Source organism: Halomonas sp. V046 (genome assembly GCF_052645355.1).
Genome location: NZ_JBQXYF010000010.1, coordinates 210345 through 226020, shown reverse-complemented (window position 1 = coordinate 226020; position 15676 = coordinate 210345). Strand labels below are relative to the sequence as shown.

Here is a 15676-nt window from a genome sequence, read left to right as displayed (position 1 = left end):
GACGATGGCACGTTCAGCGTGGTGCTGGACGAGCCCCAGCTCGACGGCGAGGCCCTTGGCGTCACGCAAACCGACACCTCGGATAACGAATCCGCGCCGGCAAATGCCACGGCACCCGATGCTACCGCCCCGGCAGTGGGGCTTGAACCGATCACCACTAACGATGCTACCCCCGAGCTCACTGGCACCGTCGATGATCCCGACGCGACCATTACGATCAGGGCGGACGGCGTTGATTATGACGCGACCAACAATGGCGATGGCACCTGGACACTGGCGGACGACACGCTGGAGCCGCTAGTGGAAGGTGCGAACAACGTCACGATCACGGCCACGGATCCAGCGAATAACGTCACTAGTATCGATGCAGTTGTGAATGTCGATCTTACTGGCCCAGCCGACGGCGATGGCCTCAATAGCGTGGCTTTTGAGGATGGTGGCGATAATCAACTGAGCGCCGCTGAAGCAACCAGCGTCACCCTGAGCGGTGTGATCGAAGTGGGCAGCAGCATCGACAGCATCACCATCAGTGATGGTTCGACGCCGCTGGCCGTGAATTCGGCGGATATCACGGTGGGTCCGGACGGTGCTGTCACGGTCGTGGGCCAAGACCTCAGTGGTCTGGTCGACGGCGAGCTGACGGTGACCACCACGGTGACCGATGCCGCGGGTAACACCGGCACGATTACTGATACCACCACGCTGGATGCAACGGCCCCGACCGTGGCTTTGGACTCGGCCATCACCAACGACACCAGGCCGGCTCTGAGCGGTACCGTCGATGACCCCGGCGCGACCATTGTGGTCACGGTGGACGACGTTGATTACGACGCGACCAATAACGGCGATGGCACCTGGACGCTGGCGGATGACGCGGTGCCAGCGCTGGGAGAAGGTGATACCACCATTACAGTCCTGGCCACCGATGCGGCGGGGAATAGCCGCACTGTTACAGGTGTCATTGTTATTGATACCGTGCCTCCGGCGACAGATGACGGCTTCAATAGCATTTCCTTCAACGATGGCAATGGTGTTATCGACGGTACGGAAGCAGGAAGTGTTTCTCTCACCGGGAAGGTGGAGGCAGGGAGTTCCGTCGACAGTATTGTCATCAGCGACAGCGACGACGGCACTGCGGATATCGCGCTAGACCCGGCTGATATCACGATTGGTGCGGATGGCACCGTAACCGTGGGCGAGCAGGATCTTGGCAGTCTGACCGATGGCCCCATCACCGTCACTATGGGTGTAACGGACGAGGCTGGGAACTCGGGTAGCGTATCCGATACCACGACACTGAACGCTGTCGCCGATGATCCGATCGCTGTGTCGGCGGGTAGCTCGCTATTAGGCCTTGTTGGCCTGGAGGCCCTGGGGGTAATCGACCTGAATGATCAGGATCTGGCGGCCTATGATCAGGATGGCGATCTTCGCCAGGTCGTCGTGACCAATAGAGCACTCTTGGGTGTATCCCTCAGCGCTATTGGACTCGATTATTCGCAAGCCTTGGCTGGCGAATTGGGTCTCTCTGTTGTGCCTGGCTCAGACTCAGGGGGACTCGGATTACTTGGCCCTCGTTCTTGGTTGACCATTACGGCGACCGATGAAGGGGACATCGACAACCTGGCTATCAACGAATTCCTGGCCACGGTTCATTACGCTGACAGTGCTATCGACCTCTCTTTACTGGGAAGCACTACTGTAGAGGTGGAAGATAGCCGTGGGGCTGGAGATTCTGACAGCTCAGGAAACCTGTTAGGCCTATCGTTGTTGAGCCTGGACAATACGCCTGATTATATTCAGGAGGGTACTACTGGCGACGATACCCTGATCGGTGATGCAGGGCACGATCGGATCTATGGCTATGACGGCAATGATACTCTGATCGGCGGTGGGGGAAGTGACATCCTTCGTGGCGGTGCCGGTGATGACTTTATCCAGATCGGGGACGACGGCTTCGCTATGGTCGACGGGGGAGATGGCTTCGATACCCTGGAGCTCGATGGCGGCTTCGATCTAGATGTCACCCAGGTTCAAGGAGAGTTACGGAACCTGGAGAGTATTGACTTGGGTGACGGTGATGGAGGCTCAATGTTGACCCTTGATGAGTCCGAAATAATCGAGTTGACGGATAGCGATAACGAACTTCAGATTACGGGCGATGAGGCTGATACTCTGAACGTATCGGGAGCCGTCTCTACGGGAAATCAGCAGACCATAGATGGCTCCGTCTATGCTGAATATCAAATTGGTGATACGGCCTTTATGGTCGATGACTCAATTAAAGTGGAGGTTTCCTGATTCGCATTGTCCGGGCGTCGGTAAGGGCTAATGAATGCTCAATTAGCCGAATCGGCTTCCGGATTTTTACGGCACCATCACAAAAGGTCTTGGCGAGAATTAAAGTATTTACAGTGGCCTTGTGGATGCTGCCAGGAGTGTCATGTGCAATGACGTTGGCTGAGGCCGTTGGTCAAGGATTATCCGTCAGTCCAACCGTACTGGGCGCGGAAGCTGAGGTGCGTACATATGCCACAGAAGTGGAGATAGCAGAAGATAGCTACTGGCCGTCAGTCAGTATGTCTGCTGGGCCGGAAAACCAACTTTTTGGGGAACTTGGTTATGATATTACCGCTGCCCAGGTGTTGTATGATTGGGGCCGAATTGCCGCCCAGATAGATACATCATCGGCCGAGTATCGTCAAAGCCTTGCCGATCTAAAAGTGACAATTGATGAGGTGTCTCTCGAAATTATAGAGCTATACCTGGATGTGATTGCGGCACAGAGAAGAGTAGCTGTCGTAGAGGGTTATCTCGCCCGATTGGACGCTCTCACGGCGATGACGAAAGATCGGGATCTCAGCGGATACAGCGATCGCAGTGAGAGTGAACGCGCTAATCTTGACCTGGCTCGGGCGAAGGAGCAGTTATCCATCGAGCGGGGTGCGTTGAGTGATGCGCAGAGTCAGCTGACACTGCTATTGCAACGCGAGTTCTTGTCGATGCAAGAACCGTCACCACACGACTTTCTGTCGACGATTGCTTCGCCAGATGTTCTCAAGGGTGCTATCGATGAGGCTCCTGTGTTCGATAAGAGCCAAGCCGGGGTTGTAGCTGCCAAGGCACACCTGGATGAATCTCGTGCGGCGCTTCGACCCCAACTCAACCTGGAAGGGTCGTTGTTGCGACGTGAAATTGGTGGGCGGATTGAGGATGACCAGGTCATTGCACTGCGGCTGAGCATGGACCCGATACAAGGCCTGTCTAACTGGCGGCGGAGCAAGGCCGCATCACAGCGGTTGGAAGCCTCTCAGTCACGCCGAAGAGCCACACACCAGGAGCTGGAGCGATCGCTCAAGGGGTTGCTGGATCAGCGAGAGGTAACGGCGTGGCGCCTGGATGATCTGGAGCAGCAACTGCTCAGCGCCAGCGGCGTAGTGGAAACCTATCGAGAGCAGTTCGATGCCGGGTTACGCGATATTGCGGATCTGTTGAGTATCGAGAGAGAGCGGTTCGAGGTAGATCGTCGGCGGGTTGATATGAGAATTCAGCTGTACCGTTTTCAGTACCAGGCGGCTTCGCAGTTAGGCAGGCTCGACGCGGTGCTGTCTGGCCACTACTCGGGGCGCTATGCCATGGAGAACGATGATGGCCGCCCATAAGACGACCGCCAGAGATCCGCTTCGCGAAGGGCTAGTGTTGCTTTGTGAGCAATTGGGCCACCCCACCAACGTTGCCGAGTTGGGAGACGGCCTTCCTCTTCAGCACGGTCGGCTGCCCCTGACTCATATCCCACGTGCCATGCTTCGTGCTGAGATGAAGGCGCGCTTGATAGAGGCGTCGGTCGATACGCTGATCGATGACCTGCTGCCGATATTGGTGGAACTTGACGATGGGCGCTGGATAGTCGTCGCTTCTCGTACGAACGATCAATTTCTGATGTTAACTGTTGAAAGTGGTGGAGGGTCAGAGACATGGTCGGTCGCCAACCTTCTACGGCGCCATACCGGCCAAGTTGTGGTGGCACGCCCTCAATATAAGCCTGACGACCGCGCTGAGGGTTACGCTAGAGAGGCGAGTGAGCATTGGTTGAAAGGCCCAGTGAGGCAGCGCTGGGGGGCCTATACGGAAGTCGGAATAGCCGCGCTCATGGCCAATTTTCTGGCCATCTCTACGGCAATTTTTGCGATGCAAGTCTACGATCGTGTCGTTCCCAATGAAGCGTTCTCTACGTTGTGGATACTGGCCAGCGGCGTAGGCCTGGCGATTCTCATGGAGTTCTTGCTACGCAGTCTACGCGCGCACCTCCTCGATGCTACCGGGAAAGGATTGGATCTCGAGCTCTCGTCACGACTCTTTGACCAAGTTATGCAGCTCCGGCTCGCTGCCAAGCCAGGGTCTACTGGCGCTTTCAGCAGCCAGATTCGTGAGTTTGAGTCAGTCAGGGAATTCCTGACGTCCTCTACCATAGGAGCCATCAGTGACCTGCCCTTTGTCGTGCTTTTCCTGGGCGTCATCTTCTACATCGGCGGCCCGATGGTCTGGGTGCCCATCGTCGCCATTGCGCTGATGGTTGTTCCAGGACTCTTGGCCCAGCGGCGGCTGGCGACACTATCGCGCCAGAACTTGCGAGAAGGCGCCGTGCGCCAGGGCGTACTGCTGGAGACCATTGAGCATTTGGAAACCGTCAAGGCAACGCGCGCCGAAGGCCGCCATCTAAAGCTCTGGGACGACCTTTCTCGAAACCTTGCAGAAACCAGTGTGCGCCAACGCAGCTTATCGGCACGGCTCTCGTTCGGCGCCGCTAGCGTGAACCAGCTGGCGTACATTGGCGTGGTGATTGTCGGGGTCTACTTGATCGCGGCGGGCGAGCTTACCGTAGGCGCCCTGATTGCCTGTACGATCCTGACGTCGCGCACTGTCGCTCCCATGGCCCAGATAGCCAACCTGTTGGCCCGCTGGCAACACGTCAAGGTCGCCCTGGAAGGCCTGGACGCGTTGATGAAAGCGCCCGTGGAGCGACCGCCTGGACGCCACTTTGTGCGGAAACCGAGGCTTCAGGGAAATTATCGGCTGGAAGGCGTCTCGTTGTCGTATCACCAGGACTCGCCTGCTGCTCTGTCGCTTGACCGCCTGGAGGTTGAGGCCGGAGAACGCGTGGCGCTGCTTGGCGGTAATGGCTCAGGCAAGTCTTCTTTGCTACGCCTGATGGCTGGGCTGCTTGAACCTGGCGCAGGCAGTGTGATGATCGATGGCATTCGCATGGAGCAAGTTGACCCGACCGACCGTCGCAATGCTATCGGCTACCTGCCACAGGATATCGCTCTTTTTCATGGCACACTGCGGGATAACCTCACCCTGGATGGCGCCGCCCATGACGATGATGAATTACTCGAGGCACTTGGCAGTGTGGGCCTAGGAAGCTTCGTGGAGCGTCACGCCCTCGGCCTCGATATGCCCATCGCCGGAAGTGGGAGTCTGTCCGGCGGTCAGCGACAGGCCGTCGGGCTGGCTCGCTTGATCCTTCAGGACCCCCGAGTCGTCCTTATGGATGAGCCCACTTCTGCCTTTGATCAAACCAATGAGCAGCGGGTGGTGAGCTTCCTTGGGGCATGGCTCGCAGGACGAACCCTTGTTGTATCAACACATAAAAAATCGCTACTGGCGCTGGTAAGCCGAGCGGTGGTTCTAAGAGATGGGAAGCGGGTCATGGATGGCCCATTGGATTCGGTGGTTAGCGGAAATCGCGTGAAAGCACCTGTTCGACGCAACCATGGAGATCAAGCGGATGGCATCGAGAGTCGCACAGCAACGCCAAATTCTTGAACAACTGCGGACCAATGCCCGCCCGCACCGTGCGACCCACCCGGTACTTTGGGTCTGCGTACTGGTGATTATTGGCTTTCTCTTCTGGGCATCCTGGGCAACCATTGACGAGGTAACTCGTGGTGATGGAAAAGTGGTTCCAATGTCACGAATGCAAACCATCCAAAGCCTGGAGGGAGGGATACTCCATGAACTATTGGTTCGCCGGGGCGACCGAGTCGAGCAGGGGCAGGTGCTGCTACGTCTTGATGATACACGGTTTCGTAGCGCCTATTGGGAGACACAGAGTCAGATTCAGGTGTTGCGGGCAGCCATCGCCAGGTTGGAAGCCGAGGTGCTAGAAAAAGAAACTATCGAATATCCTGAAAGCATCGACGTTGAAGGAGAGCTAGCGCGGTCTGAACGCCGGCTATTCGATGCCAGGCGGAATCGATTGGTAGAGGCGGAAAATTCCATCGAGAGAGAAATGGCCATTACACGGCGCCAGATCGACATACTGGAACCGTTGGTTAAGCGTCGTTCAGTCAGCGAGATGGAGTCGCTAAAACTGCAGCAGAGCATTGCGTCACTGGCGGGAAAGTTGGCAGAAATGCGTAACACATATGTTCAGGATTCCTATGCCGAGCTCGCGGATAAGCAGGCAGAACTATCGACACTAGAGAAGACACTGTTGCAGCGCACTGATCAGTTGGATCGCACCGAGATCGTGTCGCCTGTCCATGGGAGAATCAACGACATAATGATAAACACAGTTGGTGGGGTTGTGCAGCCAGGTGAGCCTATAATGGACATTACTCCACTGGGCGACCAATTGCTGATTGAAGCCCGTATACGCCCAGAGGACGTGGCATTTGTTGCCCCTGGGATGTCGGCAAGTGTGAAACTTACAGCCTATGATTATACGATCTACGGCGATCTATCTGGCACCGTAGAACAGATAAGTGAGGACACTATCGAAGAAGACACGCCACAAGGAAAGAAGTCCTTCTACGAAGTGTTGATACGCACAGGCCAAGCACATCTCGAACGCCACGGCGAGCAGTTGGCGATACGCCCCGGGATGGTGGCACAAGTGGATATCCAGACTGGTGAACGGTCACTGCTTAGTTATCTGTTGAAGCCTCTTGTGAAGGCGAAGTTGTATTGAGCTGAAAAGGCGAGATGCCGGGAGAAAGGAAACGGCCCAATCGTGGCGATGATGGGCGAGAGGCTGATCTCTCCACGTAGCCGGTTCGTTGGCCGCGCCGGGCGAGATGAAACTGACCGGCGCACTGTTTTGGGGCAGCCTGGCCGAACAGGCCGAGACGCCTGATCGCTGAGCGTTGGATTAGACTAATTCAATGGAGGTAGTTTGCACCGACTTTTCAACGACAAACGTTGGGGGCTATTTTCTTATGCTTTTAATAGTCCCTTTTGCCATTCGTCCGCCTCAAGTTTGCCTAAACTGTGTCGATAAGACATATATTGATTACCGATACCTACCTCTTTGGATGTACACGATGGCAAAAGACGGTTCAGGTTCTGGCGCGCCGCCGACGCTGTCAGCGGCTTTGGGAATCGGCAAGGTCGCTCCGCACCCCGCCGTCGTGGCGGGACTGCTGCTCGACCGTGCGCCGGTGGGCCTGGCGTTGCTCGATAGCAACGATCGCATCCTGTGGTCCAATGAGGCCCTGACCTCGCTTGCCTGCCCTACTCGGGGCGATCTCGGCGGGCGTCGCGTGAACGAGCTGTTGCGCCCCTTCGGCCACATTCTCGGCGAGCGGGTGGGGTATAACACCTTGACCCTCGGGCCCGAGTGGCAGCAGGCCTGGCTGCTGGTGGACGATCGCGTCGGTTCGCGTCTGGGACTCGTTTCCCTGGTTCCCTTTGAGCCCGACCGGGATGCCGGAAAGACGTTGCTCACCTTCGTCGATCTCAATGCCGATTCCGAGGCGGTGGTGGACGGCCGCCAGTCCGATGTCGGGGGTATCGCCAGCGCCTGGATCTTCGAGGATCGCTTAAGCCACGCCTTCGAGCGTGCCGAGCGCCTCGGCCAGGGCCTGGCGGTGATGATGATTCAGTTGCATGGGCTCGCGCCGGTGGTCGCCGCCAGCGGCGCCGAGATCGCCAGTCGAGTGTCGCGTCGGGCCGGGCGTCGCCTGGCCAACACCCTGCGTCGGGAAGACAGCCTGATCCAGCTCGATCGCGACCGCTGGGGGGTGCTGCTCGAACACCCGATGAGCCCCGAGAACCTGCACGTGATCGCCGAGCGCTGTCAGGAAGCCCTGGAACCGCCCTTCACCTTAGCCGGCCATGCTCCGGTATTGATCGAACCACGCATTGGCATCGCCCTGTGTCCGGAAGACGGAGACGAGCCGGAGGTGCTGTTGATGCACGCCGAGCATGCGCTCGAAGAGGCCGCACCCGGCACCCATGCCTTCTTCGATGGCAGTCTGCAGCGCTGGATCACGGAGAAGCAGACGTTTCGTCATAGCCTGCAGGAAGCGCTGCTGTTTCCCGCTCAGCACTTTTCGCTGGTCTTCCAGCCCCAGTTCGACTTGGTATCGGGGCGCTGCTGTGGCCTCGAGGCCCTGGTGCGTTGGCGCCACCCCGAGCGCGGTGAGCTGGGGCCGGATGTGTTTCTGGCCTTGGCCGCGGAGATGCAACTGGCGGATCGGCTGGATCGCTGGGTGATTCAGCAGGTCATCGCCCAGCGCAGGCTTTGGGCCACGTCGGGATCCAGCCTTGCCGAGGTTGATATCGCGGTGAACGTGCATGTTCAGTTGCTGGATCAGGAGGCCTTCGACCGCCGAGCGCTCGACCTGTTCCTGCGCCAGCAGGGCGATGAGTCACTCAACTGGCTGAGCCTGGAGATACAGAGCTCCGGCCTGAGCGCGATCGGCGAACGTCACTCCCATTTGTTGCGACGCATCGTCGGCCTCGGTGTGCGGCTGACGGTCGATGGACTGGGGCGCTCACCGGTCGACCTGTTCGGCATGGCGGTGTTGCCGGTGTCGCTTGGCAAGATCGGTCGCGAACTGGTGCATGCGCTGAGCGAGGCGCGGCCTTCGTCACGCCAGAGTCTGGCGGCGCTGACGCAGTCGCTGCTGGCCCTGGAGCTCGACAGCGTGGTGGTGGGGGTGGAAACCGTCGAACAGCTGTCGACGGTGCGCGAGGTCGGGTTGCTGCGCGCCCAGGGCAACTTGCTTAGCCAGCCGCTGGCGCTCGATGCCCTGGAGGCCTGGGCCGCCGCCGGGAGTCATCCGTTCTCGCCGCTCTAATGTTTGGCAGGGCGTGCGTTTGACAGGGTCCTCCAGTGAAAAGACCGCGACGCGATGCCCTGGCATCGCGTCGCGGTCTTTTCGTTCGCTGCTAGGGTTTTGCGCCAGGGTTTGCGCCCTTGTGCTTCGCGGCGAGTCGGCGCCCGGTGGTGCCCTCAGGCCGAGGTGCTCAGGCGCGGCGATTGCAGCCGGGTCAGCCCATCGGCGCGATAGACGCCGGCGTCGGCGATCTTGTGGATATGGTCCAGCATGCGCTGGTTGTGGGCCATGCGCAGGCTCAGCAGCTCGCCGCAGCGCAGGTTGGCGCGGGCCACTTCTCGGGCAACAGCGAGGGTCGCCTGCCAGCGCTCTTCACAGCCCGCATCGATGGCGGCTTGGCGTGCGCCTTCGCGGGTGTCGCCGTAACCCAGCCGACACTGGACCTCGTGGCGACGCTCTTCGGTCTGGGCCAGCATGCGCTGCAACAGGGTCTTGTCGTTGGCGAGCGTGGTCAGCTTGTCGCCGTCGACCTGGCCCTTGATCAGGCACTCCTGTTCCTCGCCCAACAGCGCGAGCAACTGCATCAGCCGCTCGTGCTGTTCATCCAGCAGCTTTGTCAGACTCACGCCTTGCCTTCCTCATCGAGCATCTCGCGGACGCTCTTGAGCAGTCCCTCGGCGATGCGCTCGGGGTGAACTTCCAGGCGTCCATCGCGAATCGCATCGCGGATCTCGGCCACGCGAGCGGTGTCGATGTCGTGGCTGGCATCGCTGGCCGGCCGGCTCAGCTGGGTGGTGCTGGAGGGGCCGTCGCCCCCAGCCGCCGCCTTGTCAGCGGCGGCCTTGTCGCCGGCGGGCTTGGGGCCTTGCGCCGGGTCCGCGGTGGTGGGGCGTGTCAGCGGATGTTGGGAGTCGATTTTCATGGTCGGGGCCTCGTGACCAATGACGGTGTGACCAGGATGTGACCAAAAACGTTGTCACCAGGTGCGTTGTTCTCAGTATCGGCCAATGTCGGGTGGACTTTAATGCCGAGTCGCGGCCTTGTCTCGTCGATAGCGCTTTCAGTCTAGCGGATTCCACCTACCGGTTCAGAAGGTCACCGACAGCAGTCCCGGCCCGGCTACCCGGGCTTCCTGCACGTCGCGGTTGGCGAAGCGCACCCGCACGGTGTCCCCGGCGCCGCCTTCATCCAAGGCTTCACCCTGGCGGCGAATACGAAAGCCCTTGCCCTGCGCCTGGACGCTGACGGCCTGGCCGCGCTGTACCAGCCGCGGTGTTTCAAGGTGGTAGGCCGATAAGCTCTGGCCTTGGCGCATGCGTCGCTTCGCCTGCTGTCCGATGGCCGCCTGCAGGTCGGTCAGCGATTGGGGCGGCAGGCGGCCGAGGTCGACCCTTTCGCGGACCAGCATATCGGCGCTGATGCGCTCGCCTGGTTCGATGTCCCGGGCGGCGACCAGGTGGGTGCCGTAGACCGTGACCTCGGCCTGAAGGTAGCGCACGCGGCGGCCGTCGAGACCACAGCGCACGCCCACCGACACTCGACCGAGGGGGCGTGCATCGGGGCGCGGCAGAAACACCTCGGCGTCTTCGCAGGCCGGGAAGTGCGCGGCCGGCGGGAAGACCTCTATCTGGACGTCATCGCCGAAGGGCAGCGCATGCTGGTACAGGAAGCCTTGTACCTGCTGGATCAGGCTGTCTTGGGTGGCGGCGCCCGGATCGCGGGGGCTGGTGTGCTGACCTTGCGCCGGGGGCTGTGCCTGGGCGGCCGCGGCAAGCGTCGGCAGGGCCAGCAGGGTCAGCCACACCAGCCACACCGGCAGAACCCTCGCCATCGATCGTGTCGGCCGCGCTCTGGGGCCGGCCATGGACAAGACAGATCGTTGCGAAACACAAGGCACCATCGACGGCCTCACAGGCAGAAGGAACAAGGGCGCTCTGCCCCGAGTGTCCCACGAGTCTAGCGTCCAGGGCGGGTGGGCATCGCCCGAATTGGCGATGGGAAAGGGGGTTGTTCATGCCTTTGGCCTGACAACGCTGTCGCTATTCTCCATCGTCGACACCTTCCCTTCTGTGAAGGCGACCCGGATTGAGGAGTCAGCGGGATGATCGATCAGCTCGAGGCGTCGCTCGCCTTTCATCAGCAGGCCCTGTCGCTGCGTAACGAGCGCCAGAAGGTGTTGGCGAGCAATATCGCCAATGCCGACACGCCGGGCTACAAGGCGCGTGATCTGGACTTTGCCAAGGCGCTGGAAAGCGCCCAGCGCCAGTCGGGCAGCGATGGGCTTGCGCTTTCGCGCACCTCGGCCCACCACCTGTCAGGCCAGGGGCACGCCTCGCCCGCCGCCCGGGAGCTTTTGTATCGCGTGCCCGATCAGCCGAGCCTCGATGGCAACACCGTGGACATGGACCGTGAACGCAGCGCCTTCGCCGACAACACGGTGCGCTACCAGACGGCCTTGACCCTGATCAACAGTCGCATTCAAGGCCTCAAGCAGGCCATGCAGCCAGAACGCTAAGCCTTTCTCCCACAAGGAGCGTGACCGATGTCGATGTTCTCCGTGTTTGATATCGCCTCGTCGGCGATGAGCGCCCAGTCCCAGCGCATGAACGCCACCGCCAGCAACCTGGCCAACGCCGACAGCGTCAGCGGCCCCAACGGCGAGGCCTATCGCGCCCGCCAGGTGATGTTCGAATCCCAGACCGCCGGCGCCGCCGGTATCGGTGGCGTGCGGGTCAGCGAGGTCATCGAGGATCCCTCGCCGATGCGTCAGGAGTATCGGCCGGAGCATCCGCTGGCCGATGACGAGGGCTATGTGGCCATGCCCAACGTCGACCCGGTGGGCGAGATGGTCAACATGATCTCTGCCTCACGTTCCTATCAGGCCAACGTCGAGGTCATGAACACCAGCAAACAGCTGATGCTCAAGACGCTGACCCTGGGTGAGGGCTAAGACCGTGGCCAATACCATCGATGCAAGCATCTATAACGGCGTCAACGCCGCCGCGGCCAGCGCCAGTTCCAGCAAGGCCTCCGAAGAGCTCGGTGACAACTTCATGACCATGCTGGTCACCCAGCTGCAGAATCAGGACCCGCTCAACCCCATGGACAACAGCGAGATGACCTCGCAGTTGGCCCAGATCAACACCGTGTCGGGGATCGAGGATCTCAATGCGTCGCTCGCGGCCATCACCGGGCAGATCAACGCCGGCCAGGCGATGCAGGCGACCTCGCTGATCGGCAAGGGCGTGCTGGTCCCCGGCGATCGCTTGCTGCTGACCCAGGCCGAGGATGGCAGTCAGATCACCACGCCATTTGGCATCGAGCTCAATCAGCCCGCCGCCAACGTCAAGGTGACCATTACCAACCAGTCCGGGGAAGTCATCAACAGCTACGACATCGGCCCGGCATCCTCGGGCGTCGAGTCGTTCCAGTGGGATGGCCTGACCGATGACGGTGCGGCCACCGTAGAGGGCGCCTACCACGTTGCCGTGGAGGCGACCGGAGCCGATGGCGAAGCGCTCGAGGTCGGCACCCTGAACTACGCCATCGTCGGCGGTGTGACGCCGGCCGATGAAAACGGCCGGGTGGCTCTCGATCTGGGTGCCGTCTATGGCCAGGTGGGTCTTGGCGATGTTCGCCAGATCCTGTGACCGCGCCGAGCGATCGACGCTAGCAACGACGCCGAAAAAACGACGCTGGATGAGGTCGAGAACAGCGCAACCTACGCAGAGGAATGACCAATGGGATTTTCACAAGCGCTCAGCGGCCTGAATGCCGCCGCCAACAGCCTCGATGTGCTGGGTAACAACATCGCCAACTCGCAGACCGTGGGCTACAAGAGCGGCAGCGCCCAGTTTGCCGACGTCTTCGCCAACTCGCAGATCGGCCTCGGTACCCAGATGTCGGCCGTGCTGCAGGACTTCAGTGGCGGCAACCTGGAGTCCACCAACCGCCCGCTCGATCTTGGCATCAGCGGCGACGGCTTCTTTCGCATGGAGCAAAACGGCCAGGTCGTCTACTCGCGTAACGGCCAGCTGACCCTGACTCCGGAGGGCTATCTGCAGAACGCCCAGGGCGCTCGTATCATGGGGTACGGCGTCAATGCCGCGGGGGCGGTCCAGGTCGGCGGCCAGCCGGACATTCTGCAGGTCGGTGCCGAAGAGATGCCGGCCAGCGCTACCAACCGGGTGTCCTCGACCTTCAACCTCGATTCGCGCAAGGAGGCCGGCGTCGACCTGAATCAGGTCAGCCTGACGGACCCGGCCGGCAACAAGGTCGACGTGGATTATCACTACTCGAACAATTTCACCGCCTATGACTCGCTGGGCAATCCGCGCAACGTCACCGTCTACTACGAGAAGACCGGTGCCAATAGCTGGTCGGCCAAGACCGCCATGGACGGTAAGGTGCTGATGGACGGCGCCGCCCCCCAGAGCCTCGACATGACGTTTACCCAGAACGGCCAGCTGGCTACGCCCGACCCCGCCCAGTTCGCCATGACCTTTGCCAGCGACGACTTCCTCGATGGCGCCGCGGCAGACATGAACCTGACCTTCGACGTCGCCGGCTCCACCCAGTTCGGCAACGAATCGAGCACCACCGCGCTCAACCAGAACGGCTACACCTCCGGCGCCCTGGTCGGCATCACGATCCAGGACGATGGCACCGTGGTGCGCAACTACGCCAACGAGCAGTCCCGGGCCGCCGGCCAGATCGCCCTGGCCAACTTCCGCAACCCCGAGGGCCTGAAGCCCATGGGTGACAACGCCTGGGCGGCCACGGACGCCTCGGGTCAGGAGCTGGTGGGGGCCCCGGGCACGGGCCTGCTGGGCGGCATTCAGTCCGGTGCGGTGGAGACATCCAACGTCGACATGGCCCGCGAGCTGGTCAACATGATCGTCACCCAGCGCGCCTACCAGGCCAACTCCCAGACCATCAAGACCCAGGACGAGGTCCTGCAGACCGCCATCAACCTGCGCTAAGGAGCCCTGAGCCATGGATCGACTTCTGTATACCGCCATGAGCGGCGCCCGCCAGAGCATGGAACAGCAGGCGGTGGTCAGCCACAACCTGGCCAACGCCTCGACCACGGGCTTCCGGGCCCAGCTGCAGGCCATGCGAGCGGTGCCGGTGGAAGGCGACGGGCGCCTGGCGACCCGCGTCTCGGTGGCGGCTTCGACCCCTGGCTCGGACTTTTCCCCCGGCGCGATCACCCGTACCGGCCGGACCCTGGACGTGGCCATCGACGGCAGCGGTTTTCTGGCCGTGCAGGCCGCCGATGGCAGCGAAGCCTATACCCGACAGGGCGACCTGCAGGTCGACGGCAACGGCCTGTTGATGAGCATGGGACGCCCGGTGATCGGCGAGGGTGGCCCGATTCAGGTGCCGCTGGAAGCGGAGGTGTTTATCGGCGCCGACGGCACCCTCAGTGGCATCGGCATGGGCCAGGATCCTGACTCCCTGGCCGAGATGGGGCGCCTGAAGCTGGTCGATCCGGGCGAGGCGGGGCTTTTGCGTGGCGCCGATGGCCTGTTTCGTGCGCCCCCCGACGCCGCCGGCAATTCGGCGCCGTTGCCGGCCTCCGACGCCGTGACGGTGGTCAGCGGGGCGCTCGAGGGCAGCAACGTCAACCCGGTGGAATCCATGGTGGCGATGATCGATGTGGCGCGGCGCTATGAGCTGCAGACCAAGATGATCAGCACCGCCGACGAAAGCGCCCAGCGCGCCAATAGCCTGCTGTCGCTCAACGGCTGATGCCGATGAGCCACGCCAGGCCCGAGTGAATAGCCCCTCAAGGAACCCCCGATGATCAAGTCACTGTGGACGGCCAAGACCGGCCTCGAGTCTCAGCAGGTCAAGCTCGACGTCATCTCCAACAACCTGGCCAACGTCTCGACCAACGGCTTCAAGCAGTCCCGTGCCGTGTTCGAGGACCTGTTGTATCAGAACCTGCGCCAGCCCGGCGCCCAGAACAACGTTCAGGATCGCCTGCCCTCCGGCATGCAGGTGGGCAGCGGTGTGCGCCCCGTGGCCACGGAGCGGCTGCACACCCAGGGCGGCCTGGAGGCGACTCAGAACTCTCGCGATCTGGCCATCAACGGCAAGGGCTTCTTCCAGGTGCTGATGCCCGATGGCACCACCGCCTTTACCCGGGACGGCAGCTTCCAGCTCGACGAAAACGGCCAGATGGTGTCGGCCAATGGCTATCCGGTAGAGCCGGCGATCATCATCCCCGACAACGCCCTGTCGGTGTCGATCGGCGAGGACGGCATCGTCTCGGTGACTCAGCCCGGCACCAGCGAGTCCGACGAGATCGGCCAGATCACCCTGTCGACCTTCGTCAACGCCACCGGGCTGCAGTCGCTGGGCGGCAACCTCTACGCCGAGACCTCGTCCTCCGGGCCGCGCAACGAAGGCATCCCCGGCATGAACGGCGCCGGCCGCCTGCTGCAAGGCTATGTCGAGACCTCCAACGTCAACGTGGTCGAGGAAATGGTCAGCATGATCGAGACCCAGCGCGCCTATGAGATCAACAGCAAGGCCGTGCAGACCAGCGATGAAATGCTGGCGCGCCTGGCTCAGCTGTAAACCCGGGCGCACCTCGGCCCGCT

General features: G+C 61.3%; 14 protein-coding genes. 11 read left to right on the top strand and 3 right to left on the bottom strand.

Translation table 11 applies throughout. The features are described from left to right. The 5 genes from ACUN9Y_RS15325 to ACUN9Y_RS15305 all read left to right on the top strand — a co-directional run. On the top strand, nucleotides 1-2301 hold a 2301-nt coding region (locus tag ACUN9Y_RS15325; protein ID WP_445461587.1), incomplete at its 5' end, for an Ig-like domain-containing protein. Nucleotides 2302-2450: 149 nt separating this feature from the next. After that, nucleotides 2451-3662: a TolC family protein gene (locus ACUN9Y_RS15320; protein ID WP_445461586.1), complete on the top strand. Its 1212-nt coding sequence runs from the start codon at nucleotides 2451-2453 to the stop codon at nucleotides 3660-3662. Beyond that, nucleotides 3631-5826, top strand: coding sequence for a type I secretion system permease/ATPase (locus ACUN9Y_RS15315; protein ID WP_445461585.1), 2196 nt, complete (start codon nucleotides 3631-3633; stop codon nucleotides 5824-5826). Before ACUN9Y_RS15320 ends, ACUN9Y_RS15315 begins: the two co-directional genes overlap by 32 nt. Next, the gene (locus ACUN9Y_RS15310; protein ID WP_445461584.1) at nucleotides 5789-6973 is read left to right on the top strand and encodes an HlyD family type I secretion periplasmic adaptor subunit; all 1185 of its coding nucleotides are present in this window, start codon (nucleotides 5789-5791) and stop codon (nucleotides 6971-6973) included. The genes ACUN9Y_RS15315 and ACUN9Y_RS15310 overlap by 38 nt, the downstream gene beginning before the upstream one ends. Nucleotides 6974-7325: 352 nt before the next feature. After that, nucleotides 7326-9086, top strand: a complete 1761-nt coding sequence (locus ACUN9Y_RS15305; RefSeq protein ID WP_445461583.1) for an EAL domain-containing protein — start codon at nucleotides 7326-7328, stop codon at nucleotides 9084-9086. 155 nt (nucleotides 9087-9241) lie between these two features. Here ACUN9Y_RS15305 and ACUN9Y_RS15300 read toward each other — a convergent pair whose 3' ends face one another. The 3 genes from ACUN9Y_RS15300 to flgA form a co-directional block, all read right to left on the bottom strand. Then, entirely contained in the window at nucleotides 9242-9691 is a 450-nt protein-coding gene (locus ACUN9Y_RS15300) for a flagella synthesis protein FlgN (protein WP_445461582.1), read from the bottom strand. Next, entirely contained in the window at nucleotides 9688-9987 is a 300-nt protein-coding gene (flgM, locus tag ACUN9Y_RS15295) for a flagellar biosynthesis anti-sigma factor FlgM (protein WP_445461581.1), read from the bottom strand. The genes ACUN9Y_RS15300 and flgM overlap by 4 nt, the downstream gene beginning before the upstream one ends. Nucleotides 9988-10152: 165 nt before the next feature. Continuing rightward, nucleotides 10153-10896: a flagellar basal body P-ring formation chaperone FlgA gene (gene flgA / locus ACUN9Y_RS15290; protein WP_445461580.1), complete on the bottom strand. Its 744-nt coding sequence runs from the start codon at nucleotides 10894-10896 to the stop codon at nucleotides 10153-10155. Nucleotides 10897-11166: 270 nt separating this feature from the next. On the opposite strand from flgA, the gene flgB reads away from it, so the two are divergent. The 6 genes from flgB (at nucleotide 11167) to flgG (ending at nucleotide 15653) form a co-directional block, all read left to right on the top strand. Next, nucleotides 11167-11580, top strand: a complete 414-nt coding sequence (gene flgB, locus ACUN9Y_RS15285) for a flagellar basal body rod protein FlgB (RefSeq protein ID WP_445461579.1) — start codon at nucleotides 11167-11169, stop codon at nucleotides 11578-11580. Nucleotides 11581-11607: 27 nt separating this feature from the next. Further along, a complete protein-coding gene (gene flgC, locus ACUN9Y_RS15280) occupies nucleotides 11608-12015 on the top strand; it encodes a flagellar basal body rod protein FlgC (RefSeq protein WP_445461578.1) in 408 nt (135 codons plus the stop codon). 4 nt (nucleotides 12016-12019) lie between these two features. Continuing rightward, nucleotides 12020-12715 carry a flagellar hook assembly protein FlgD gene (locus tag ACUN9Y_RS15275; protein ID WP_445461577.1) on the top strand — a complete coding sequence of 232 codons (696 nt, stop codon included), beginning with the start codon at nucleotides 12020-12022 and terminating at the stop codon, nucleotides 12713-12715. A 90-nt stretch (nucleotides 12716-12805) separates the two neighbouring features. Beyond that, nucleotides 12806-14047, top strand: coding sequence for a flagellar hook protein FlgE (gene flgE, locus ACUN9Y_RS15270; RefSeq protein WP_445461576.1), 1242 nt, complete (start codon nucleotides 12806-12808; stop codon nucleotides 14045-14047). Between the two features lie 13 nt (nucleotides 14048-14060). Next, entirely contained in the window at nucleotides 14061-14819 is a 759-nt protein-coding gene (locus ACUN9Y_RS15265; protein ID WP_445461575.1) for a flagellar basal body rod protein FlgF, read from the top strand. A 51-nt stretch (nucleotides 14820-14870) separates the two neighbouring features. Next, complete coding sequence (gene flgG / locus ACUN9Y_RS15260) at nucleotides 14871-15653, top strand: flagellar basal-body rod protein FlgG (RefSeq protein ID WP_445461574.1); 783 nt, start codon at nucleotides 14871-14873, stop codon at nucleotides 15651-15653. The last annotated feature ends 23 nt before the right edge of the window (nucleotides 15654-15676 follow it).